The sequence below is a fragment of the Chryseobacterium sp. DZ-32 genome, from assembly GCF_059587025.1.
In genome coordinates, this window is record NZ_JCAIOM010000001.1 from 382659 (window position 1) to 407221 (window position 24563).

Annotated in this window: 23 protein-coding genes; 4 read left to right on the forward strand and 19 right to left on the reverse strand. The window is 36.8% G+C overall.

The genetic code is table 11. The features are described from left to right. Positions 1-35 precede the first annotated feature (35 nt). The 13 genes from ftsA to mraZ form a co-directional block, all read right to left on the reverse strand. On the reverse strand, positions 36-1421 hold the full coding sequence (gene ftsA, locus AC59HC_RS01790) for a cell division protein FtsA (RefSeq protein ID WP_120232264.1): 1386 nt from the start codon (positions 1419-1421) through the stop codon (positions 36-38). Between the two features lie 79 nt (positions 1422-1500). Then, positions 1501-2469 carry a cell division protein FtsQ/DivIB gene (locus AC59HC_RS01795; protein ID WP_429811953.1) on the reverse strand — a complete coding sequence of 323 codons (969 nt, stop codon included), beginning with the start codon at positions 2467-2469 and terminating at the stop codon, positions 1501-1503. Positions 2470-2534: 65 nt separating this feature from the next. After that, positions 2535-3893: a UDP-N-acetylmuramate--L-alanine ligase gene (gene murC, locus AC59HC_RS01800; RefSeq protein ID WP_496557896.1), complete on the reverse strand. Its 1359-nt coding sequence runs from the start codon at positions 3891-3893 to the stop codon at positions 2535-2537. 144 nt (positions 3894-4037) lie between these two features. After that, positions 4038-4331, reverse strand: coding sequence for a GIY-YIG nuclease family protein (locus tag AC59HC_RS01805; RefSeq protein ID WP_482384854.1), 294 nt, complete (start codon positions 4329-4331; stop codon positions 4038-4040). 106 nt (positions 4332-4437) lie between these two features. Then, positions 4438-5532 carry an undecaprenyldiphospho-muramoylpentapeptide beta-N-acetylglucosaminyltransferase gene (gene murG / locus AC59HC_RS01810; RefSeq protein ID WP_496557897.1) on the reverse strand — a complete coding sequence of 365 codons (1095 nt, stop codon included), beginning with the start codon at positions 5530-5532 and terminating at the stop codon, positions 4438-4440. A gap of 1 nt (position 5533) precedes the next feature. After that, complete coding sequence (locus AC59HC_RS01815) at positions 5534-6772, reverse strand: FtsW/RodA/SpoVE family cell cycle protein (protein WP_202842300.1); 1239 nt, start codon at positions 6770-6772, stop codon at positions 5534-5536. A 22-nt stretch (positions 6773-6794) separates the two neighbouring features. Then, a complete protein-coding gene (gene murD / locus AC59HC_RS01820; RefSeq protein WP_496557898.1) occupies positions 6795-8132 on the reverse strand; it encodes a UDP-N-acetylmuramoyl-L-alanine--D-glutamate ligase in 1338 nt (445 codons plus the stop codon). A 62-nt stretch (positions 8133-8194) separates the two neighbouring features. After that, positions 8195-9436 (reverse strand): phospho-N-acetylmuramoyl-pentapeptide-transferase, encoded by a 1242-nt coding sequence (mraY, locus tag AC59HC_RS01825; RefSeq protein WP_114819545.1) that lies wholly within the window; start codon positions 9434-9436, stop codon positions 8195-8197. A 77-nt stretch (positions 9437-9513) separates the two neighbouring features. Further along, a complete protein-coding gene (locus tag AC59HC_RS01830) occupies positions 9514-10974 on the reverse strand; it encodes a UDP-N-acetylmuramoyl-L-alanyl-D-glutamate--2,6-diaminopimelate ligase (protein WP_496557899.1) in 1461 nt (486 codons plus the stop codon). Between the two features lie 58 nt (positions 10975-11032). Beyond that, positions 11033-13024 carry a penicillin-binding transpeptidase domain-containing protein gene (locus AC59HC_RS01835; protein ID WP_496557900.1) on the reverse strand — a complete coding sequence of 664 codons (1992 nt, stop codon included), beginning with the start codon at positions 13022-13024 and terminating at the stop codon, positions 11033-11035. Next, entirely contained in the window at positions 13008-13373 is a 366-nt protein-coding gene (locus AC59HC_RS01840; RefSeq protein WP_002981890.1) for an FtsL-like putative cell division protein, read from the reverse strand. Before AC59HC_RS01840 ends, AC59HC_RS01835 begins: the two co-directional genes overlap by 17 nt. 91 nt (positions 13374-13464) lie before the next feature. Then, positions 13465-14358, reverse strand: coding sequence for a 16S rRNA (cytosine(1402)-N(4))-methyltransferase RsmH (rsmH, locus tag AC59HC_RS01845; RefSeq protein WP_202842308.1), 894 nt, complete (start codon positions 14356-14358; stop codon positions 13465-13467). 50 nt (positions 14359-14408) lie between these two features. Then, the gene (mraZ, locus tag AC59HC_RS01850) at positions 14409-14867 is read right to left on the reverse strand and encodes a division/cell wall cluster transcriptional repressor MraZ (protein WP_110011282.1); all 459 of its coding nucleotides are present in this window, start codon (positions 14865-14867) and stop codon (positions 14409-14411) included. A 272-nt stretch (positions 14868-15139) separates the two neighbouring features. Between mraZ and AC59HC_RS01855 the strand changes: the two genes are divergently transcribed. The 3 genes from AC59HC_RS01855 to AC59HC_RS01865 all read left to right on the forward strand — a co-directional run bounded on the left by AC59HC_RS01855 (position 15140) and on the right by AC59HC_RS01865 (position 17028). After that, positions 15140-15901, forward strand: a complete 762-nt coding sequence (locus AC59HC_RS01855; RefSeq protein ID WP_047426276.1) for an alpha/beta fold hydrolase — start codon at positions 15140-15142, stop codon at positions 15899-15901. 61 nt (positions 15902-15962) lie between these two features. After that, positions 15963-16586: a ribosome biogenesis GTP-binding protein YihA/YsxC gene (yihA, locus tag AC59HC_RS01860; RefSeq protein ID WP_202842310.1), complete on the forward strand. Its 624-nt coding sequence runs from the start codon at positions 15963-15965 to the stop codon at positions 16584-16586. After that, positions 16579-17028 carry a GNAT family N-acetyltransferase gene (locus AC59HC_RS01865; RefSeq protein WP_496557901.1) on the forward strand — a complete coding sequence of 150 codons (450 nt, stop codon included), beginning with the start codon at positions 16579-16581 and terminating at the stop codon, positions 17026-17028. The genes yihA and AC59HC_RS01865 overlap by 8 nt, the downstream gene beginning before the upstream one ends. A 220-nt stretch (positions 17029-17248) precedes the next feature. Here the strand turns inward: AC59HC_RS01865 and AC59HC_RS01870 are convergent, their stop codons facing one another. The 4 genes from AC59HC_RS01870 to AC59HC_RS01885 form a co-directional block, all read right to left on the reverse strand. Further along, a complete protein-coding gene (locus AC59HC_RS01870; RefSeq protein ID WP_496557902.1) occupies positions 17249-18316 on the reverse strand; it encodes a type I restriction endonuclease in 1068 nt (355 codons plus the stop codon). A gap of 123 nt (positions 18317-18439) precedes the next feature. Then, positions 18440-19105 carry a response regulator gene (locus tag AC59HC_RS01875; protein ID WP_110011280.1) on the reverse strand — a complete coding sequence of 222 codons (666 nt, stop codon included), beginning with the start codon at positions 19103-19105 and terminating at the stop codon, positions 18440-18442. A gap of 12 nt (positions 19106-19117) precedes the next feature. Then, positions 19118-20803 (reverse strand): tetratricopeptide repeat-containing sensor histidine kinase, encoded by a 1686-nt coding sequence (locus tag AC59HC_RS01880; protein WP_496557903.1) that lies wholly within the window; start codon positions 20801-20803, stop codon positions 19118-19120. A gap of 64 nt (positions 20804-20867) precedes the next feature. Beyond that, a complete protein-coding gene (locus AC59HC_RS01885) occupies positions 20868-21044 on the reverse strand; it encodes a hypothetical protein (protein WP_181398005.1) in 177 nt (58 codons plus the stop codon). A 363-nt stretch (positions 21045-21407) separates the two neighbouring features. On the opposite strand from AC59HC_RS01885, the gene AC59HC_RS01890 reads away from it, so the two are divergent. Continuing rightward, positions 21408-22244 (forward strand): hypothetical protein, encoded by an 837-nt coding sequence (locus AC59HC_RS01890; protein WP_202842318.1) that lies wholly within the window; start codon positions 21408-21410, stop codon positions 22242-22244. A 138-nt stretch (positions 22245-22382) separates the two neighbouring features. Here AC59HC_RS01890 and msrA read toward each other — a convergent pair whose 3' ends face one another. After that, positions 22383-22937, reverse strand: coding sequence for a peptide-methionine (S)-S-oxide reductase MsrA (msrA, locus tag AC59HC_RS01895; protein ID WP_496557904.1), 555 nt, complete (start codon positions 22935-22937; stop codon positions 22383-22385). Between the two features lie 606 nt (positions 22938-23543). Beyond that, on the reverse strand, positions 23544-24512 hold the full coding sequence (locus AC59HC_RS01900) for an ROK family protein (protein ID WP_137904601.1): 969 nt from the start codon (positions 24510-24512) through the stop codon (positions 23544-23546). Positions 24513-24563 lie beyond the last annotated feature (51 nt).

Below are 24563 nucleotides of genomic sequence, written 5' to 3' on the forward strand. Positions count from 1 at the left end.
TCATTGATCATTAATCTTTTATCATTTATATTTATTTACTCTACTTCTTCAAAGAATTTTTTTACTTTTTCCATAAGCGACTGCCCGAAGGTCAATTTCGCTTTTCTGTTCTCTTGCTTTTCATTTTCGAAAGACTGCTGCTCCTGAACCGGGGCTGCCTGCTGAACAGGTTGAGCTGTTTCTGCCTGTGCTGCAGTAACTTCCGGTTTTGGCTGCTCTGTAACAACTTCTACAACTTCGTCAATATTCTGTTTTTTGTCTCTGATCTTTAAACTTTCCATCAGTAATCCGATAGAGGTAGCAAATTCAGGGCCTTTCAGATACTGATTTTTATCATTGGCGATATATTCATTCGCAAAACCGATTCTGCTGTCGAAACCTGTCGTATAATTGGCCAGCTGACGAAGGTGTTTCAGGTTTGAACCACCACCCGTAAGAACGATTCCGGCAATCAGTTTTTTCTTTTGTTCAAAAGCACCGTAAGCTTTCAGCTCTGTATTCACCATTTCCAAAACTTCTTCTACTCTTGCATTGATGATCTGCGCTAAAGTTTTTAAAGAAATCTCTTTGTCCGGTCTTCCGTGAAGTCCGGGAATGGTTACAAAAGTACTGTCTTTTTCTAATTCGGGAACAGCCGAACCAAACTTTACTTTCAGTTGTTCTGCATGTTTTTCTATGATGGAACAGCCTTCTTTGATATCTTCGGTAATAATTCCGCCTCCGTACGGAATCACACAGGTATGACGGATGATATTATCTTTAAAGATTGCAATATCTGTTGTACCACCACCAATGTCAACAATGGCTACACCGGCTTCTTTTTCTTCTTTTGTAAGGACAGCTTCAGAAGATGCCAATGGTTCTAAAGTAAGGGCTTCCATTTCTAATCCGGCTTCACGAACGCATCTTGCAATATTTCTGATGCTGCCCATTTGCCCTACTACGACGTGGAAGTTGGCTTCTAAACGTTTTCCATGCATTCCGACAGGTTCCTGAATTTCCCCCTCGGAATCCACTTTATATTCTTGAGGAAGTACGTGGATAATTTCTTCTCCGGGAAGCATAACCAGCTTTTTTACCTGATCTTTTAATGCTTCGATGTCGTCGTCTGTAATAAATTTGTCAGGATGTTCACGCATAATATAATCGGAGTGCTGCAGAGAACGGATGTGTTTTCCTGCAATACCTACCGTAACTTTGCGGATAGGAACTCCGGCGCTGGATTGTGCTTCGGAGACTGCAGCCTTGATTGAATTAATGGTTTGTGAAATGTTATTCACAATACCTTTATGAACACCAAGACTCTTAGCTTTTCCAACACCGAGAACTTCTATCTTCCCGTGTGCATTCCTTCTTCCGACAATCGCGACTATCTTCGTTGTCCCGATGTCCAGACCTACTGAATACTCTTGATTTTCCATTTTATATCGATTTGATTTTTTTCTACTTTTTTATCTATAAGGATAGTTTCCTATTTGTGTATTAAATGCCCTGAGGGACTTATTCTATTTTTACTTTTGCCTTAGGCTTGGACTGCGCCTTGACGGGTGGCTTTTTCTCCGCTTTTTTGGTTTCTTTTGTTTGTCCTTTCGGTTTGGTAATCTCTTTCGGTTTTACCGAGGTGGAGCTGGTCTTTTTTACCTCTGCTATTTTGGGTTTAGCTTCCGTCTTTTTAGCGGCTGTTGGGGAAGGAACTTTTGCCAATTCCATCTTTCCTGCCTTTAAAATACTGTCATTTTCCTTAAAATAAGGGTTTAAAGTAGTGACAATCTGATTCTGATATTTTACAGAAACCATGCTGTATTTCTGAGGATCCTGATACACAAGGTATTTTTCCACAAACGTTTTAAATCCTTTTACTTTAAAATCAATATTATCAAGGTCTCCAATTTCCACTCTATAATTTCCTTCACTTGTCAGAAGGCTATAGCTGTCTTTACTTTTAGAGATTCCAATAAAGTACTTCTTACTGAAATCATCTTTATCAATTTTTTCTACCAGTTCTGCCAGCTTCTCATATTCATCAGGCTTTACGTTTCCGGTTACCAGCATACAAGGGTGTGAATAGGTTCTTGAAATAGGAAATTCAATTCCTTTCTCATCCACATAAAAGTCTTTTCCGTCTTTATTTAATCTGAAAACTGGCACTCTCTGTTTGATATCCAGATTCAGCTTTCCGTTCAGGTTCAGATAAACATTGGCGCTGTCTACTGCCGGTAAGGAATTGATCTTTTTTTCTAAAGCAGGAATATTAAGATCGCCTACTTTCCCCGATGGGTTTTCTTTTTTTACAATTTCCCTGATATCTTTTTCATCAACAAAATATACCGGAGTTTTCTCACTCATTTTTACAGAAATCTTATTGTCCGTAATCTGCTCACGGCTGAATCTCCTCAATGAGAAGCTCAGTAACAATCCCAGGATAATTACGGTGACAACAATTTTTAATATTCTGTATTTATTTTTCATACATTTTTTGTATTCATGTATTTATGTAAAATGTATTCATGAATACGTAAATACATTATTACTTTTTACAATTTATTTATCCATTCACAAATAGGGTCATACAGGGTATCTATATTTCCTGCACCTACAGTAAGGAGAATATCAAAATCTTTTTCTTTTATTTTTTCAAAAGCATCGGATAAAGCCGATACCTCTTTTTTATCTAATGTTACTTTCTCCAGCAGCCAGTTTGAAGTAATTCCCTCAAAATTTTCCTGTAGCTCTCTTGCAGGATAAATATCAAGAAGAATGAGTTCATCTGCCTTACTTAAGCTTTCCGCAAATCCATCTGCGAAATCTCTTGTTCTGCTGAAAAGGTGAGGCTGGAAAGCTACCAATAGCTTTTTATCAGGATAAAATGTTCTGATTGAGCTCATTACAGCATTGATTTCTGTAGGGTGGTGAGCATAATCATCAATGTAAATTTTACCGTTTTGATAAATATGTTTGGTATATCTTCTTTTAATTCCCTTAAAATTGGCAATTGCTTTTTTCAGCGTATCAAAATCTGCGCCTAAATTATGCAGGATAGCCAGTGCTGCAGTGGCATTTTCCACATTATGAATTCCCGGAATTTCCCAGACAAAATCTTTTATTGTTTCCGTTGGAGTATGGAAGTCAAAATAAATTTTATCATGCTCCATACGCAGGTTGTCTGAATAATAATCTGCAGGCTCATTTACCGCATAAGTTTGATGCCCTCTGCCAATCTCCAGACCTTTTCTTACAAAAAGTTGTTTGTCTTGAGGAACTAAAGCAGCAAACTGTCTGAAACCTTCTTCAATATGACTCTTATCTCCGTAAATATCAAGATGGTCCGCATCTGTAGAAGTTACTACTGCCCAGTCCGGAGACAGGTTCAGGAAGCTTCTGTCATATTCATCTGCTTCTACTACGGAATAGGTGGAACCGTTGTACAGGAAGTTGGATTTAAAATTTTCAGAAATTCCTCCCAGAAAACATGAGAAAGGAAGGTCTGCTTCTTTACACAAGTGGGCCACAAGGGTAGATGTGGTGGTCTTCCCATGAGTTCCTGCAATGGCAATACAGTCTGTATTTTCAGTAATTAATCCTAAAACTTTAGCACGTTTTAAAACTTCAAACTGATTTTGATTGAAATAATCCAATATTCCAAGCGTTTTGATCGCCGGAGTATAAATTACCAACGTGTCTTCTTTCTGAAGGGATGTGATCCTTTCATCAATAAGGTCTTCAAAAACAATATCAATGCCTTCATTCATCAGATTCTGAGTAAGTTTTGTATTGGTTTTGTCGTAACCCAATACTTTTTTTCCGGACGCATTGAAATAGCGTGCCAATGCACTCATTCCGATACCTCCGATTCCGACGAAGTAAAAAGTCTGATATGTTTGTAAAATGTTCATTTATATTTTAATCTTTAATAACTCTTTAACCAGTTCAGAGTTTTATTACTAATATTTTATATTATAAGACTTTCATCAACTAACATCCATGCCCCTTTAATAAACTATATTTTAACGGTGTCAGGCTGAGCTTGTCGAAGCCTTCTAATCTTTCATCCTATTTTTTGATAACAGTGGTAATAAATCCCAGTTATCATTTATTATTGCTTCTTTCTTTTTCCTACTCCAGCCTTTAACTTGTTTTTCAAATCTTATAGCTTGATTAACATCATTAAACTCATGGTAGAAAACAAGTTCCACAGGTTTTCTTGTATACGTGTAACTTTCAGAATTTAATCCGTCATTATGTTCGTTAATTCTTCTTTCCAAATCATTGGTAAAGCCTGTATAGTAAGAATTATCGGAACATTTTACAATGTATACATAATATATTTTCATTCATTAGTGTTTGCTTACTGGCCCTTCGACAAGCTCAGGGTGACACCTCTAATACTAACTGTTTTATTTACTCATGTCAGGCTGAGCTTGTCGAAGCCTTTCCTAACTATTTTATTACGTTAAAAATCTCGTCTACAATCTCTTTTGCGGCATTAGGTTTGGCAAAATATTTCAGATTGTCGGACATTTCTTTTCTTATCCTTTCATTTTCGCAGATTTCTGATAATGTATTCCAGAATTTTTCCTGCATTTCAGTGTCTTTTACCATTCTGGCAGCATTTTTTTCAACCAGGTTCATGGCATTTTTGGTTTGATGGTCTTCCGCTGCAAAAGGGAAAGGTACCAAAAGCACCGGCTTTTGTGCTACAGCCAACTCTGAAATGGCAATAGCTCCGGCTCTGGAAACAATGATATCAGCAGCAGAGTAGGCAAGTTCCATGTCTTTGATGAATTCTTTCAAATGAATGGAAACTGGAAGCTGGAGGCTGGAAGATAATTCTTTGTAATCCAACTTTCCTGTTTGCCAAATTAACTGATATCCTTTTTCTTTCAGATTCTCAATATTTTCTTTCCAGGCATTATTCAATGTTCTGGATCCCAAAGAACCTCCTACAGAAAGAATCGTAAGTTTATCTTTATCCAATCCCATTTTCTCTTTTGCCTGAGCGGTTTCCTGCATTCCTGAAACAATATTCTCACGAATCGGATTTCCCAGAAACTTTATTTTCTCTGTAGGAAAGCCTTCTACTTTTGGGTAGGCTGTGAAAACGGCTTTGGCTTTCTTGCTTAAAATTTTATTGGTTACCCCAGCGTGAGCGTTCTGTTCCTGTATGAAAATCGGAATTCCCATTTTGCTTGCTTCATAAAGAGCTGGGCCGCTGGCAAATCCTCCGGTTCCTACAGCAAAGTCCGGAGCGAAGTCTTTGATAATTTTTTTAGATTTTGATAAACTTTTCAGAATCTTGAAAGGAAGTCCCAGATTGGAAAGCAGATTCCCCCTGTCAATTCCTGCGATATCAATTCCTTCGATTTTATAGCCTGCCTGAGGAACTTTTTCCATTTCCATTTTCCCGTTGGCACCAATGAACAAAAATTCTGCATCAGGAAATCTTTTTCTGATCTCATCTGCAATGGCAATGGCCGGGAAGATATGTCCTCCGGTTCCTCCGCCTGATAATAGTATTTTTAATTTTTTGTCCATTTTAAGCGATATCGTTTATTTCTGCTATACTTTGTTTTTTGCCCATTCCTTCTTCGTCATAAATCTGAATTCTTGAGCTTATATTTAAAATAATACCTAACTGTAAATAAGTCACCAGCATTGAGGTTCCTCCGTAACTGATCAAAGGCAGAGGCTGTCCTGTTACCGGAATCAGATTCACCGCTACAGCAATATTTACTGAAAGCTGAATAAAAATCATTACCCCGAGGCTGAGCACGAGCAACGATCCAAAGAATGCCGGCATTTTACTGGCGATCATTACAATCCTTATCATCATGATCAGGTATAAACTGATCAGGAAGGCGGCTCCTATCACTCCATATTCTTCTACAATCACTGCGAAAATAAAGTCGGAGGCAGATTGAGGAAGCATTTGTTTCAATGCACTTTTTCCTGGCCCCATTCCGGTAATTCCGCCGTGTACAATGGCTGCTTTGGCCTGCATTACCTGATAATTTTTTGCTTTTACGCTTTCATCATCTACATCTGCTGTTTTGGCTTTGCTTGATGTAAAGGTTTCGATACGGCTCATCCATGTGTGAACACGGTTTCCACCTATCATATTGGTATTTAAAGCAATCAATAAAAAGAACACAATGGCTACAAATGAAGCGGAGATAAATCCTGCAATGTATTTCCAGTGAAGCTGTCCTATGATAAGAACCACCACGGAAACCATTAAAATCATCAATGCTGTTGAACCGTTATCTTTGGCTACCAATACAAAAACAAGCAGGATAGGCCCAAAAATATACATGATATTCTCTATCGGAAGCCTTTCCCTGGTGATCTTTTTGGTCAGATACCTGCACAGATAGATGATCAGCATTAAAAAGGCAAATGATGAAGGCTGAAAAGAGATTGGTGTTCCCGGAATTTTCAGCCATCTGGAAGCACTGGCTCCATCAATGGTTTGTCCGGTAAACATGGTGACAATCAACAGAATAATCATCAGGCCGAGCAGGATACTGCTGAGCTTTCCGATGTATTCATATTTTATAGTTCCTACCAGTCTCATAATGGCTAGTCCCAGAACTACAAAGAACATATGTTTGATAACGTGGCCTGTTGTGGTCCCGTTATTGACAATGTATTCGAGATTTGAACTTGCAGAGTATACCGGGAAAATAGAGAAAATGGAGATCACAAGGATGACCATCCAAAGTACTTTATCGCCCTTTAGAAATTCAAATCTGTTTTCTGTGTTCTGTTCGTCCATATTTAATGCTATTGGCTAATGGCTAATGGCCATTGGCATTTAATACCTGTTCTTTAAACTGGCGTCCTCTGTCTTCATAGCTTTTGAACAAGTCAAAGCTTGCGCAGCATGGAGATAATAAGACCGTGTCGCCTTTTTTAGCCAGTGATTTTGAAATTCTCACGGCTTCTTCCATGCTCGAAGTATCATAAATAAGCTCTTTTTTATCTTTAAAGAAATCGATGATCTTTTTGTTATCTATTCCAAGACAAACAATTGCCTTTACTTTTCTTTTGACTAAATCTTCAATTTCTGTATAGTCATTTCCTTTATCTAATCCACCAACAATCCATACAGTTGGTGTTTTCATACTTTCTAAGGCGTAATAAGTAGCGTTAACATTGGTTGCTTTACTGTCGTTGATGTATTTTACGTTATCAATTTCAGTAACGAACTCCAATCTGTGTTCTACGGCCTGGAAAGTCATCAATGAATGTCTGATGCTTTCATTGTTGATTTTTAATATCTTACCGGCAATAGATGCTGCTAGGCTGTTGGCTACATTGTGATTTCCCAGCAGAGACAATTCATCAACTTTCATTGCGAATTCGTCTTTCATTTTAACCACAATTTCATCATCATTCACAAAACCTCCTTCCGTTAATTTCTCTTTGGTTGAGAAAGGAATCATTTTCGCCTTTATTTCAAGCTTTTCAAGAAGATTTTTACTCATTTCATCATCCTTGTTGTAGATGAAGAAGTTATCATTCTCCTGGTTTTCTGTGATTCGGAATTTGGCCAATGCATATTCTTCATAATTGTAGTTGTACTGATCCAGGTGATCCTGAGACAGATTCAACAATAAAGAAATATAAGGTCTGAAATTCTGAATATCATCCAGCTGGAAAGAGCTTACCTCCAGTACATAATATTCATGGTTTTCATCTGCCACCTGCTTGGCAAAGCTGTATCCGATATTTCCTCCTAAACCTACATTCAATCCGTCATTTTTCAGGATATAGTAAATCAGGGAAGTTGTGGTTGTTTTTCCGTTGCTTCCGGTAATGGCAATGATCTTTGCATCTGTAAATTCAGAAGCAAATTCAATTTCAGAGGAAAGTCTGATTCCTTTTTCATGAATTCTATTGATGATATCAGCCTTTTTCGGAATTCCCGGGCTTTTTACGATCCAGTCAGCATTTAAAATCCTATCTTCATCGTGATTTCCTTCTTCAAATTCAATTTCATTTTCGGTAAGAAACTGCTTATAGTTATCCTTAATGGCTCCTTTATCTGAAAGAAATACTTCCAGACCTTTCTTTTTAGCCAGATAAGCAGCTCCGCATCCGCTTTCTCCACCTCCTAAAACAACTATTTTCATATTATAAAAGCTTTATGCTATAGGCTTTAAGCTTTATGCTTATTGCTTACAGCTTTTATTTTTTATCTCATTTTTAATGTGATCAGACATACAATGGCCAATATTACTCCGATGATAATCATTCGGTTCACGATTTTACTCTCGTGGAAACCTTCTTTCTGATAATGATGGTGTAATGGTGACATTTTGAATAGTCTGTTGTTTTGAGCATATTCCAGCCCATATTTTCTTTTTCTGTATTTGAAAACAACTACCTGAAGCATTACAGACAGGTTTTCAATTAAGAAGATTCCGCATAATACAGGAATCAGCAATTCTTTTCTTAAAATAATGGCTAAAACAGCAATTACACCTCCCAGCATTAAGCTTCCGGTATCTCCCATGAAAACCTGCGCAGGATAAGTGTTGTACCAGAAGAATCCAATTACAGCACCTACCATTGCGACTGCAAAAATGGTGGTTTCCCCCATGTTGGGAAGGAACATGATATTAAGATAGTCTGCAAAGATGATGTTCCCGGAAAGGTAAGCGAAAAGAGCCAGCGTGAGCAGTATAATAGCACTTGTTCCTGCTGCAAGACCATCAATTCCGTCGGTGATGTTGGCTCCATTGGAAACGGCTGTTACAATGAAGATTACAATGGGAATAAAGACAATCCATGCCCACTCATGGGCATCTTTATCATTCATCCAAAATAAAATTCCACTATAATCGAATTCATTATTTTTGGCAAAAGGAACAGTGGAAACGGTAATTTTTTCTGTAGGCATAAAGTTTTGCTCTACATTGTTCCTGTTCACTACTTTAGCATCTGCATATTTTCTTTTAACGGTAATGTCCGGGTGGAAATACATTGTAATTCCGACAATTAGCCCTAATCCGACCTGACCAACAATTTTGAATTTACCACTTAAACCGTCTTTATTTTTTTTAATTTTCTTTAAGTAATCATCAAGGAAACCAATAGCACCCATCCAGAACATAGAAACCAACAACAGCACAATGTAAACATTGGTAATTCTCGTAAACAGCAATACCGGAATGATGGTTGCCAAAATAATAATAAGCCCTCCCATGGTAGGAGTTCCTTCTTTTTGTTTCTGCCCATCCAATCCCAGATCACGCACCAATTCTCCCATTTGTTTTGTTCTCAGGTAATTGATTACTCTTTTTCCGTAGACAAGAGCAATAATAAGCGAGAATAATACAGCCATTCCGGCACGGAAGGAAATGTATTTTAACATTCCTAATCCCGGAACGTGAATTCCATGGTTGGTTAGATATTCGTATAGATAGTATAGCATAGTTTCAATTGTTAATAAATGATCATTGATAATTGATGAATGATTGAACAATTATTCTTTCAGTTATCATTTGTAATTTATTTGCTCATTAATTTCCAAAGCTCATTAATTACTTCTTTGTCGTCAAAATGATGTTTCACACCATTGATCTCCTGATAGTTTTCGTGGCCTTTTCCGGCAACTAAAACGATATCTTTAGGTTCTGCAAACTTGATGGCCATTTTTATGGCTTCTTTTCTGTCCGGAATTGAAGTGTATTTGCTGAAGTTCTGTGGTTCAACGCCTGCTTCAATTTCTTTGATGATCTGTGCAGGATCTTCTGTTCTCGGATTGTCTGAAGTGATGATTGCCAGGGTTGATTTTTTAGTGGCAATATTTCCCATTTCAGGTCTTTTGGAGTGATCTCTGTCTCCTCCGCAGCCGAATACGGTGATTAATCTTTCGTTTTTGGTTCTGATATCGTTGATGCTGTCCAGAATGTTTTCCAAAGCATCCGGAGTGTGTGCATAATCTACGATAAAGAAAATTCCACCATCGGATTTGAAGGTTTCAAATCTTCCGGAAACTCTTTTTAATTTGCTGATAGCCTGAAGAATTTCGTCCTGCTCAAAACCTAGTTCAGCAGCAATTCCGAAGACAAGCAGTAAATTATATACATTGAATTTTCCGGTTAATGTCGTCCAGAATTCTTTTCCGTTGAAGTTCAACAGCATTCCGTTGAAATCCACTTCCAATAATTTCCCGTGATAGTCTGCCATGGTTTTCAAAGCGTAAGACTTCTTTTTAGCCTTGGTGTTCTGAAGCATGACGTTTCCATTTTTGTCATCCACATTGGTGATGGCAATGGCTGTATCTTCTAACTGGTCGAAGAATCTTTTCTTTGTTTTTAAATATTCTTCAAACGTTTTATGATAATCTAAATGATCATGAGTAAGGTTGGTGAAACCTGCTATTTTGAAGTGTAATCCTTCAATTCTGTTTTGAGCGATTCCGTGTGAGCTTACTTCCATGAAAGCAAATTCACATCCTTTTTCTACCGCTTCCGCTAAAATCCTGTTGATGATAATTACATCAGGAGTAGTGTGAGTAGCGGGGATTATTTCTTCCCCGATTCTGATCTCAACAGTGGAAAGCAAAGCAGATTCATAGCCCAGGTTTTTGAAAACATCAAAAAGAAGGGTAGAAACAGATGTTTTTCCATTAGTTCCGGTAACTCCAATCAGTTTTAATTTCTGAGAAGGGTTTCCATAGAAGTTGGAAGCAAGGTGGCCCAGCGCTTTAGATGAATCTTTCACCTGAACATAGGTTACATTTTCAGCCAAAGTTTCCGGAAATTCTTCGCAAACGATTGTTGCGGCACCTTTTTCAATAGCAGATGCAATGAATGAGTGGCCATTCACAACCGTTCCCCTCATCGCAATGTAAAGAGAGTTTTCTGTAACTTTTCTGCTGTCGATCACCAATTCTGTAACCTCACGGTTGCTATCTCCGTGAATTTCCAATACTGGGATTCTGTTTACTAATTCTGTTATAATCATCTTTATCAATAAGGCTTTGCCCTATTTTGTTTTAAATGGTCCTTGCGGAACTTTGTTCTTAATTTTGCAGAGACAAATAAATTCTCTGGTTCTTACTTATCGTTGTGCCTTCCAGCGGGAATTGTTCTTTAATTCTTCCCACTCCTTTATAGTCGACACGGTAGCCTAAGTTTTCCAACTGCGGGATTACATTTTTCCCGATTAATCCTACCACATTAGGCATTTGTTTATCATTGACCGCTACTTTGACATTAGGCTCCACCATTTTGCTAAGGTTTACCTTTTTGTCTACAAGCATTTCTTTTTCAATATTCTGAGGTGTTTTCAGGAATGTTTTTCCTGCAATTTCTTTAAACACCGGTGCTGAAACGGAACCTCCATAAAACCCTTTTGCGGTATTAGGTTCACTGATCATCACATAGCACGTATATTTTGGAGCATCAGCGGGATAGAAGCCTGCAAACGATGCGCGGTACTTCATTGGGCCGGGCAGCCAGTACTCAAATCTTGCGGTTCCTGTTTTTCCTGCCATTTTCAGGTTAGGAGTAAAGATGCTTCGTCCGGTTCCTTTTTCTACTGCTTTGGTTAATGCACTGGTCATCATTTTAATAGCTTTCTCCGAAGCCATTTTGTTTACCATTACTTCAGGTTTTGCGCTGTACATCACTTTTCCGTCTTTCATGATTTTATCAATGAATAAGGGCTTAAGCATTTTTCCTCCGTTGGCAACTCCGTTGTAGAAGGTTGTCAGCTGCAGCAGGTTGATGTTGGAAGAATATCCGTAAGAAATAGAAGCCAGTGTTGCGGCATTCCATCTTTTATTTTGCGGTGTCACGATCTTCGGTTTTGTGATTCCCGGAAGCTCGATATCCATCTTATCGAATAATTTCCAACGTTTCAGGTGATCAAGAAAAATCTGTGGCTTTTCAGCATAATACTTTGTGATCAGTTTGGCTGTTCCTACGTTACTGGACTTCGCCAACACATCACTGATATCGTATGTTCCTCCTCCGTGGCCGTCAGAGATTCTCTGTTTTGCATAGACCCAAACTCCGTTTCCTACATTTACCGTTGTGTTTTCATCGATAAATCCATCGTCCATTGCTGCCAGAAGCGAAATGGTTTTAAAAGTAGATCCGGGCTCGATATTATCTTTCAGCGCGTAGTTGTAAGAGTCTTCGTATTCTCCTTCTTCTGTTCTTCTTAAATTAACAAGAGCACGTACTTTTCCGGTTTCCACTTCCATCACAATCACGGTTCCGTGTTTGGCTTCGAAATTAATCAGTTGCTTCTCAAGTGCGGAGTGCGCAATGTCCTGAATTCTAAGATCTAAAGTCGTATAAACATCCTCACCGTCTACCGGTTCCTGAACCTTCCAGAAGTCGATAGGTTTCCATTGGGAAGAATTGATTCTTTGTTCAAGTCTTTTGCCGTCTGTTCCGGTTAAATATTTTGAGAAAGCACCTTCCAGTCCGGATTTAAGTTCACCGTTGTCCATACCGATGGTTCCGGCTCCGATTTCTGATGTTGCTAACTCTCTTTTATAGTTTCTGTCAACGATAAATCCCCCTTTATTTTTACCTTTTTTGAAGATCGGGAACTTTCGGATTCTGTCATATTGATCAAAATCAAGTCCTTTCACCAAAGTGTAGTACTGGTTTTTCTTTTTTTTCTGCTCGTCAAACTTCTTTCTGAATTCACTTCTTGGTTTTCCGAACATTTTGCTCAGAGAATCAGTAAGCGCTCCGATGTTGTTGGAGTACACCGTATCTTTCATTGTCTTGAAGTCAAGATAGATGTCATATCTCATTACCGTGGTGGCAAGGATAGAGCCGTCAGAGGCAAAAAGGTTTCCGCGGGCCGCTTTTAAAGTAGCTTCACGATAGTTTTTATTAATGTAATCATCTTTTATTTCCTGGACATTGGTATTCTGAAGGATGACAATCCTCGCCAAGAACATGACAAACACGCACAAAGCTACCACTGCAAAGAGGTAGCCCCATCGTAACGTTTTCTTACGTTTATTGTCGTATTCATTTTGCTTTTGCATCTGTACTATCCAGTTTTATTAGCAATTTGTGAGGGTGGTTTTCCAGGGTCATCAATGAATCCCGTGCAACCTCTTTCCCCAGCTCTGATTCCATTTTTACTTTGATCAGCTTACTTTGGGCGTAAGCGTTTCGTGATTTGTATTCTTCCGTTTCTTCCTTTAAGGCGTTTACAATTTTTATTTTTTTATTGACGAGATGGTTGGTATAAATCATGGCCATCATCAGAACAAATAAGAGGAGAAAATACTTGTAATGTATTTTGATCTCATCACGATTCAGAAAGTTTCCTTTTATAATGTCTATAAAAGTGAGTCTTTTCTGAGGGCGATTTGTTGTTCTTTTTGCCAATTTATTATGTCAATTTGCTTCGCAGTGAATTTACTTCGTGTCAATAGTCAATTTTATTTTGCCAAATGATTCACGATTCACTCATTCACATTTATACTTTAATTCCCGTTCTCATCTTGGCACTTCTTGCTCTTGAGTTTTCTTCAATCTCCTTTTCATCAGGAATGATTGCTTTACTCTTAATCAGTTCAAATGCCTTTTTATAATTTCCGTAGATATCTCTTTCCGGTTCTCCTTCAAACATTCCGTTTTTCAGGAATCTTTTTACCAAACGGTCTTCCAGAGAGTGGTAAGAAATAACGACTAATCTTCCTTCCGGTTTCAACACATTAAAAGCCTGAACCAACATTTCTTTCAATACTTCAAGCTCCTGGTTGACTTCAATTCTTACTGCCTGGAAGAGCTGGGCATAGAACTTATTCACTTTGTGAGGCGGAATGTAGCTGAACAATTTTTTCAGATCTTCCGTGGTTTCTATACTTTTTGTTTTTCTGTGATGAACAATTTCTCTCGCCAGCTTCCTTGCTTCTCTCAATTCTCCATAGTGGTAAAAAATGTCTGCAAGTTCTTCTTCCTCATATTCATTAATCACTCTTTTGGCATCAAGATTCTGCATCACATTCATTCTCATATCCAAAGGAGCATTGCTTCTTGTTGAGAATCCTCTGTCTGCTTCATCAAACTGATGGGAAGACACACCTAAGTCTGCCAAAACACCATCTACCTGTGAAATGCCATACATCAGCAAGGAGTTTTCCAGGAATCTGAAATTCTGATTCACTAATGTAAACCTTGGGTCATCAATTGTATTTTTAAGTGCATCCAGATCCTGATCAAAACTGAACAATCTCCCTTTGTCGGAAAGTCTGCTCAGGATTTCTCTTGAGTGGCCTCCGCCTCCAAAGGTGCAGTCCACATATATTCCGTCAGGATTTGTCACCAAATCATCAACACTCTGCTTCAACAAAACGGGGTTATGATACATGCTTAATTGTGTTTTTTATTTACTACTAATCAATTAATAACCTACTGCTATTATTCTTCATCGAAAGAGCCCATCACATCTTCGGCAAGGCTTGCAAAATCAGCTTCGTTGGTGGCAATTACCTTTTCATAGGCTTCTTTATCCCAAATCTCAAAGAGTTCTCCTGCGCTGGTGATCACAATATCCTTCTGAAGATTTGCGAAAACCGTAAGGTCTTTCGAGATCTGTAATCGTCCTGCATTATCCAACTCTACTGTTTTTACTCCTGCCGTAAACATTCGTATGAAATCAGCATTCTTTTTTATGAATCTGTTCAGTTTATTAATTTTACCCATCAGTTTGTCCCATGCATTCATAGGATAAACTTCCAGACAAGGTTGGAACACAGATCTTTTGACTACAAACGCCTTATCGTCGAAGTTTTCCATCTGTTTGATTAAAGATGAAGGAACTTTTAAGCGGCCTTTGTCGTCAATTTTACACTCATATGTCCCAATGAAATTTTTCATTTGGGACAAATTTATATAATAATTTCCAAAATTTCCCACTTTTTCCCACTTTTTGACTCAATGTTAATAAGTTTTATTAAAGATTGAATTTCAATAATGTAAAATACTGATATGAAGAGACTTGTTGAAAGTGTTATTTAAGCCATAATAAAGAGGTTCTGAAAAAAAAAGTTAAAAAGGAGAATATTATATTATTTTTATCTTAAATTAGGATTATCAAAATTTTTTTGAGGTTTAATTTGTATTTTTGCAGGGCTTTATTAAGGCGTTTTATGATATTTAGTACAAAAAAAGAAAAGAAATATTCCTATGTAGAAGCGGGAGAAGGACATCCATTAGTGCTGTTGCACGGGTTAATGGGTGGTTTGAGTAATTTCGATAAAATGGTAGATTTTTTTTCGGATAGAGGCTTTAAAGTATATGTTCCTCAGCTGCCGATCTATGATCTGCCGGTACTCAATACGAATCTTACCACGATTGCAAAATATATTATCAAGTTTATAGAAAGTCATATTTCCGGTCCCGTAACTATTGTAGGAAACTCAATGGGTGGGCATGTAGGACTTATATTGACTTTGGCGAGACCTGATCTGGTTAAGAATCTTGTTCTTACTGGAAGCTCCGGTCTTTATGAAAGAACTTTCGGAGACAGCTTTCCAAGAAAAAATGACCGTTCTTATATCAGAAAGAAAACAGAAGAAGTTTTCTATGATCCAAAGGTGGCCACAGAAGATCTTGTAGATGAAGTTTTTGCAGTCGTTAATGACAGAATGAAGGGAATAAAGACGGTAATGCTGGCCAGAAGTGCCATCAAACACAACATGCTGAATGATCTTCCGAAGATTGTGACACCTACCTGTCTGATCTGGGGTAAACAGGATAATGTCACTCCACCGGAAGTGGCAGAAGATATGCACAAGTTTATTCCGAATTCCGATTTATTCTGGATTGACAAATGCGGCCATGCTGCCATGATGGAAAAGCCGGATGAGTTCAATGAAATCCTGTATAACTGGATAAAAGATAAAGTTTAAAACATATAATGACCATTAAGAGCTTTTCTTAATGGTTTATTTTTCTAAAATACATTCAAAAATGATTATCAAAACAGCAGAGTTTGTAAAGAGCAGTGGAAAATGGCAGGAATGCCCAGAACCCAATATTCCCGAATATGCTTTTATCGGAAGGTCGAACGTAGGAAAATCATCACTGATCAATGCCATGATGAATCATAAAGATCTGGCCAAGACATCGCAGACTCCCGGGAAAACCCAGCTGATCAATCATTTTTTAGTGAACGAAAACTGGTATCTTACCGATTTACCCGGATATGGTTATGCAAAAGTTTCAAAAGTTCAGCGAAAGGATTTTGAAAAGCTGATCACCAATTATATTCTGAACAGAAGAAATCTGGTCAACCTTTTTGTATTGGTAGATGTAAGGCATACTCCGCAGAAAATTGATCTGGAATTTATCCAGTGGTGTGGTGAAAGCGGAATACCGTTTTCGATTGTCTTCACAAAGGCAGATAAACTGAAACCGAATGCTGTTATCAAAAATGTTGAAGACTATAAAGCTGAACTTCATAAAACATGGGAAGATCTTCCCGAATTGTATATCACCTCAGCAGAAAAGAAAGAAGGAGGAGATAAAATTCTTGACTTTATCCAAAAGACCAATGAGTTTTTAACTAATAATAATATAAGTTTCGATGAGTAATACGATCTGGAAAATCAAAACATTTGATGAGTTTACTGTTCCGGAATTATATGCGGTACTGAAAGCTCGTATTGATGTTTTTGTTATTGAACAGAACTGTCCTTACCCTGATTTGGATAATTATGACCAGAAAGCCGTTCATATCTGGGCTGAAGAAGAAGGACAGGTACTGGCCTACTGCCGGGTTTTTGATAAAGGGATAAAGTATGATGAAACTTCTATCGGAAGGGTTCTGACCACAGAGCTGGCGAGAGGTAAAAGTCTGGGTAAACAGTTGATACAATATGCCGTAGAAACCATAGAAAACCGTTTTCACACTTCTGAAATCAAAATATCCGCACAGGATTATCTTTTAAGATTTTACAGTGGGTTCGGATTTGTAGATACAGGGAAAAAATATCTGGAAGATGATATTCCGCATACGGAAATGATAAGAAAGTAAAAAGGTATCTCAGACGAGATACCTTTTTCGAACTGTATAAAATTATATTGGGTGTTATTAGTTTTTTTCATCATTTCTTACATCAAAAGTAAGTATATTGTGAAAAAGAACCTTACGGAAAACCGTAATTGACTTAAATTATTCCCAGATCTTTACAAAAAGCAACAGGTTGTTCACCTTTCATGCTGTTTTAGGTGATTTATTGCTTTCGAATATATTTTTAATAATTTTCTAGTGTTTTATGAAGCTCTTCTCTAAAGTTATAAATTTCATCCAGGTTATTTAATAGAACTTTTTCTCCTGCATCCTTGCCATTATGGAAGGTTTCAATGTATTTGTTAGCCGTATTGAAATGTAATCTACAAAGAGGTTTTCTGTTATTGTCATCAAGTAGAATTCCAAAATAAGACAATGTATCCCTATAGGCAATACGTGCTGCTGGTATTTTTTCCCGCATAATAGCTTTTACGATTTGAAAACCTTCAAGTTCTTCTTCAGTAGTCACAATTTTAGAATCATTATTTTCGTCAATAGGCTGAGATGTTTTTATATCTTCTTCCTGTTTCTCAATTTGTTCGTTGATATTTAAAGCAGACTTAAGTCTGAAACTTATAGATTCATTAATAGAAGTTGCTAATGCTTTTTTTGTATACTCTTTAAAAGAGAGCATTCTATTAGCGGTCATTGGTTTTTCAAAAAATCTTCCAACCAACAGTTTTACAATTTCATCAGATGGAGATTCTATTTCTTTTTCGAATTCTTTTCGTATAGCCTTAATGTACTTCAATGCTTCAGCAGAGTCGAGAATACTCTCAAGGTTATAATCCTTTTTAGTAAAACTTTCCAATATTTTGATTGAACTGTCTTTTAAGTCTTCAATATTAATGGTGAAAAATGGCTTTTCATCCATAATATTAGGCTTTTCAAGATCTGTATAAAAATTATAAATAATTCCGTTAGTCAGAACACCAAATCTTGTTTTAGAAACATGATAATATCTGTGGAGCTGAGAATTATGGGCATCAGCACTTTCTCTCCAGTGTTTACATTCAATAATAAAAATAGGCTCATCATTGTTTTTAATTACATAATCCACTTTTTCTCCTTTCTTAGTTCCTATATCGCAGATATGCTCAGGTACCACTTCTGTAGGATTGAAAATGTCATAGCCTAAAATTTGTATAAAAGGCATTACAAAAGCATTTTTAGTAGCCTCTTCAGTTGAAATGTGATCTTTTAATCCTGATACTTTTTGTTGTAACTGCTCAAGTTTAATTTTAAGGTCCATCCGGTTATTTTTTATTTGTACTCAAAAATATAACCCTTTAAAGTTCAATCCTTACGGAAAACCGTAAAGCAAAAACCTTTCAAAAAATGAAAGGTTTGTATACGAAAATGACTCTGGTAACGTTTAAATTATTCCCAGATCTTTACAAAAAGCAACAAGCTGTTCATTACTTGTTATTTGAAGATCTTCTTTCATACTGTTGAGTTTTTTCTCTACGCTGCTTAAGCTGTTGGGCTTAATATCGTTATTCTGAAGATAAACCGGTATATTTTTCTGTAAAACTCCCTGCGATAAGAGAGACACCAAAGTGATGTCATAGTTGGAAAACTCATAATTGTTGAGCTTCTTTACTTCCTGTTTAAGATCCAGGGAAAGATAATTTTCATTCACGTAGGTAGAAGCGATTGCTTTTTTCAGTTCTTTTGAATCATTTCTGGCCTTACGGACAAAACCATTGATTTTGTATTCATTAAACAGGCTATCTATAATCCCGGATCTGTGCTCAGCTGAAAATACAATAACTTTCAGCGAAGGATGAAGCTCTCTAACGGTTTTTATCAGTTCTTTTCCATCTTTAAGATTCTGTATATTATGGTCTTCTTCAAAAGAAAGGTCTGTAATTAACAAATCATAAAGATCATCTTCACGAATGGATTTTTGAATTTTAGCTAATGCATCATCACAATAATAAACATAATCTGTGTTGGAAATATGAAGGTCTTCTAATGTTTTCTGTACAGAAATACTGCTGCTTTCGTGATCTTCAGCTATTAAAATTTTTTTGAACATTCTTTTTCTTTTTTAAGAAGCAGGAAATGAAATATAAATTTTCAATCCCTTTTCGGTTTCAGTGTCAAAAATAATTTCTCCATGAATAGTTTCAATACGGGAATCCGTATTTGTTAAACCATTTTTGTAGATAATTCCTCCCGGGATACCGATGCCATTGTCTGTATACTGAATTTGTATGATGTTATTTTTTCTTTCAAATTTAAAGGCAACAAGGGTGGCATGACTGTGTTTTTTCATGTTGATAAGAAGTTCCCGCATCACCTGATAGATTTCTTCCCGGGTAAAATCATTCAAGGTCTTCCATATAGTTTCGTCGTTTCCGGCAAGATAAGTTTTTACATTTTCATTATTAAACGATGCAATAAGGGTAGATATTCTTTTACTGAATTCCGGCTTATTTTCAGAAGCGGTCTTCTCATAAGAAATATCCCTGGACTTTTCGTAGACAAATTCCAGCTCATCAAGTACTCTTTCTTTGTCAAAATCTTCCTGATTTTCGATCTTCGTCATCACCTGGTAAATCCCATTGGCCACCACATCATGTACTTTTTTGGAAAGATGAAGTTGATTTTCTTTTATTCTTAATTCATTTTCCCGCTGCAGCCCTTTTTTTCTTCTCTTGTAAACAATCCAGCCGCCAATCAGAGTTAAAGACAGAATTCCTAAAACTACATTCTGCTTCAGAATCCTGTTTTGTTTTTGAACAGTAATAATTTTTAACTTTTGGTTTTCTGCGTTCTTCTTTTCTACATCAAATTCTATTAATGCAAATCTGTTTTTTGCTTTATCTTTAGATAGCTGGATGCTGTCATTCAGATACTGATATTCTGCAAAATAGTCTTGTAAGTTGCTTTTTGTATCACTTTTTACCAGAAATTCGATGGCTTCTATCCTGTCACCTGGGTTTTTGATTACTTTTGCTAAAAGATATTTTTGATGGTTATGATACAAGGCTTTTGATTTATCCGAGTGTAAGTAATACTCAGCAAGATGAGAATGACTGGATATCAGACCCGCTTTATCGTTGATTTTTTGTCTGAGAGCAAAAGCTTTTAACAGATTGGGTTCTGCATTGTAGTTTTTATTTTCAAGCCAGCTTATATAACTGTAATTATCTAAAATCCGGGCATAATCAATCTCATTTTTTTGCAGGTTTTTTTCCTTAAGAAGAGATTGATAGATATGAATTGCCTTCGGATAATTTTTCAGTTTTCCATAGGTGTCTGCAATGTTATTTTTAATAGTGATTTTCTGAGAATTATCCGAACTTAACTGTAAAGCTTTATGATACCAGTTGAGAGCCTCAGAATAATGCTTGAGATTTTTTTCAGATATTGCAAGGTTATTATAAATGGAAGGAAGATAGGCAGAGTCTCTGGGCAGTTTTAAAAAGGACAATGCATCGATAGCTCTTTCATTACTGCTAAGGTAATCTCCGATATCATTGAGGATAATAGCCTTGATAATTAAACACGATGCAATATCAGCTGAATCATTTTTTAGCTTATAAATGCTCTCTGCTTTAGATAGAAGGGTAAATGCCTTTTCATTATCATTATTATATAAAGCTGCCGCTTCATTATACATTTTGTCCGCTTCAGTGGAAGGGGCTTTTACCGGAGGATTTCTGTTTTCAGAAAAATTGCAGCTAATGAATAAAAGAAAAATTCCTACAAATTTAAAACCGGGATACATGATAATAATTGATAACAACTAAAGATATTAAAAAAAGGACAATTTTCATTGCCCTTTTGTTTAATTATTTTTTTGGAGGCAAAATCTGCCCTGTTTCTCCACTGGTGTCTTCCGGAGCCATTCCTGTTTCGGTTGTAAAGCTCATTGCAGAGGGTTCGTAGTTATTGTTATCAGTTGCTGTTGTATTGGCATTATTCTCTGAAAATGCTAAGCCTAATAGCATCATTATAATTTGGATCATTTCCTTTAAAATTTTCGAAATTGAAATCGTATTTCTTCCTCTCACGATGTATGGATCATGAGCTGTACACTGTTAAAATTTCGAAGCGCTTCTTAATTTTTTAGGGAAGTGAACCTTTAAAAACGGAGGCGAAACATCTGCTTCCCGATCCGGAGTTTAATCTCTGTTTTCTCTGGTTTTTTTGAAATCAGTTTTTGGTCATGTTTTGTTGATTTCTAAGGCAAATTTGCGGCAAAAAAGAATAGAGATGTTAGACAAAACATAGACATCAATAGACAGTAGTGAAGTGTGGAGTTATTACGGAAATCCGTAATGAGGTATGACTGAAAATCATCTACTTTGTAATGCCCGAAAACACTGTTTATGTCCAAGAAAAAACTACTGATTAATGAAGTATTTGAGCAGGCAAGAAAAGAGTCGGAGAAAACCACAAAAAGTGGATTGGCTTCTTATCTGCATCTTTGTTTTATTGATAATCTGAAATTCTATGATATTTCAGAGAAAACATTCATCCGATATTATGAAGACTTTGTAGAAGGGAACAGCTGCAGGAATATTGAGGCAGAGAGGCTCAACAAGATGAGCCAGTATATAGGCTATAAAGACTTCACTGATTTTTCAAGGACTTTTATCAGAAATGATGAAAAAAAGAATCTGACCACGGTAAAAATAAGTGTGGATCAGGATGAGGAGGTTATATCAGAGAGGCTGTCTAAAATCAATATTAATATCATTAATGAGCAACACTTTAAAATGCCGGAATTTGCCAGACAAAATAGTTTTGGTCTCTTAGGGATATTAATGCTTGGAGGATTTTTGATCGGAAATTATTACTGCTCATCAGGAAACAGAAATGTATATGAACCATTCGGTTTTTTGACTCTTCCCGCAATTGAAAAGAATTGTATGTACTGGGATCAAAATGAATATAAGCTTGCCGATTGCAATGAAGAAAATCTTGTATTGAATATTGTTCCTAAGGATGATATTCAGATTAAGTACTTTAAACGGGTTACAAGAAAAGATACACTTACAGTAGAAAATGCTTTGGGAAAAATGTGGTATTCAAAAGTCAGAGGAAAAGTTGAGTTTTTTACTATGGATGGAGTTGATCCGGAAAACAAAAAAGAATTAAAACCGGCCACAGAATACATCATCAGAAAATATTCGGGTAAAAATGAAATGATACAGGCAGAATAGAATTCCTTCACCAATATTTAAAATTCAACAGGAATGTTTCCCGGTATACGCATGTTTGAATCAAACAAGAAGCGAAGAGGTTCCTCTTCGCTTCTGTTATTTTTATATTGATTGTAAATGTCCGAATTACATTTTGTTTTATTCTGCATTCAGCATTCCCATCTCTCCGAAGTGTTTTTTAAACTTCTGGATTTTTGGTCCCACTACAGCGCTGCAATACGGCTGTGTCGGATTTTCATTATAATATCCCTGATGATATTGTTCTGCCGGCCAGAATTTGTCGAATTTCGTTAATTCCGTTACGTAGGTACCAGCCCATCTTCCCGATTCCTGAGATACCTTGATGGCTTCTTCAGCTTTTGCTTTTTCAGCATTATCTTTATAGTAAATAACAGAACGGTACTGGGTTCCGATATCATTTCCTTGTCTGTTCAATTGAGTAGGATCATGAAGAAAGAAAAACACATCCATCAGCTGTTCATAAGAAATAACTGACGGATCATAAGTAATCTGTACCACTTCCGCATGTCCGGTTTCTCCTGTACAGACTTCCTGATAAGTCGGATTGTCTTTATGTCCACCTGAATATCCTGAAATAGCAGATTGTACCCCTTTCAGCATATTGAAACAGCTTTCTACGCACCAGAAACATCCGCCTCCGAAAGTAATCTGTTCTAAATTATTGTTGTCCATTGTAGGTAATTATATTGTTTTATGATCTCTTCCTTTATCCGGAAAAGCTGATCAAAAATAGGAAAAACTTTTTCATTTAAACACGATTTTACGTCTGAAACGTAAATTACAATGATAGATGTGACAAATGATTCTAAACACAAATAACGCCGATGTTTTCACAAATAACACTAGGAAAATAGTATGAAGTTTCTCGCACCTAATCATCGTAAAGTATTTTAGAACGGCTAGTATTAGCTGTGTCTTGCTGGGCTTTGTCGAAGCATTTTACTTTTTAACACAAATAACACCAATGTTTTCACAAATAGGCATAATAAAATATAACCCGATCATCTGTGAAAATCTGTGCGATCTGTGGTCAAAATAGATTCAGTACAAATGTTAATGATTGATATCTGAGATCATTTAAAAAAGTGAGAATTAACGCTGTCATGCAGAGCATAGTCGAAGCATCTTATTATATTCTCCCTTTTACTTTTAAACAAAAATAACACTAATGTTTTCACTAGAAAATATAGAATAATAACCTGTGAAAACCTGTGCAATCTGTGGGAACAAAAAAAGCACCCTAAGAGGATGCTCTGAATTATTTAAAATAGCGTTCAGTTATTTTTCCCAAACTAAAGCACTTGCTCCAAGAATGGCGGCATCTGCTTCGTCAAGCTCACTGAATACCAGTTTTACCTTATTTCTGAAAATAGGAAGAAGATTTCTTTCCATATGCAGTTTAGCAGGCTTTAAGATAAAATCTCCCGCTTTGATTACTCCTCCAAACAGAAGAATAGCTTCCGGTGAAGAGAACATAACAAAATTAGCCAGGGCCTCACCCAGTTTCTGACCCGTATATCTGAAAACCTCAATCGCAATAGGATCTTCCTTGATAGCACATTCGTATACTGTTTTAGAATTGATCGCATCTTCAGGATATTGGTTCAACATGGATTCCGGAAATTCCGCCCTCATTTTTTTGGCTGTAATGGTAATTCCCGTAGCAGAAGCATACGCTTCCAGACTTCCTTCTGATCCTGTGCTCCAATGCTTTCTACCACCCGGTTTTACAATCGTATGACCCAATTCTCCGGCAAACCCGTCATGTCCATAGATTAAACTTCCATTGGCAATGATTCCGCTGCCTACCCCTGTTCCCAGTGTAATCATGATGAAATCCTTCATTCCTCTTGCTGCTCCGAAAAGCATTTCTCCAAGAGCTGCCGCATTGGCATCATTGGTTACTGTACAAGGAAGATTGAATTTTGCCGTCATCAGTTCAGCGAAAGGAATAACGCCTTTCCAGGGAAGGTTAGGAGCAAGTTCTATCGTTCCTTTGTAGTAGTTTGCATTAGGTGCGCCTACTCCAATTCCATCAAAGTGTGCTTCAGTTCCATACTTTTCCATCATTGGATAAACATGGTCATATAAAGCATCAATGAAATCCTCAACTTTGTCATAAGCATCGGTTCTCAGGTTTCCTTTATCCAGAACTTCTCCACGGTGGTTTACGATTCCGAATTTAGTATTGGTTCCGCCGATGTCAACTCCAAGGGCAACTTGTTTTGATAAATCTATTAATGACATTTCTATTATTAAATTCTAGGCGCTAAAATTATAAAAAAGATTGTATTAATG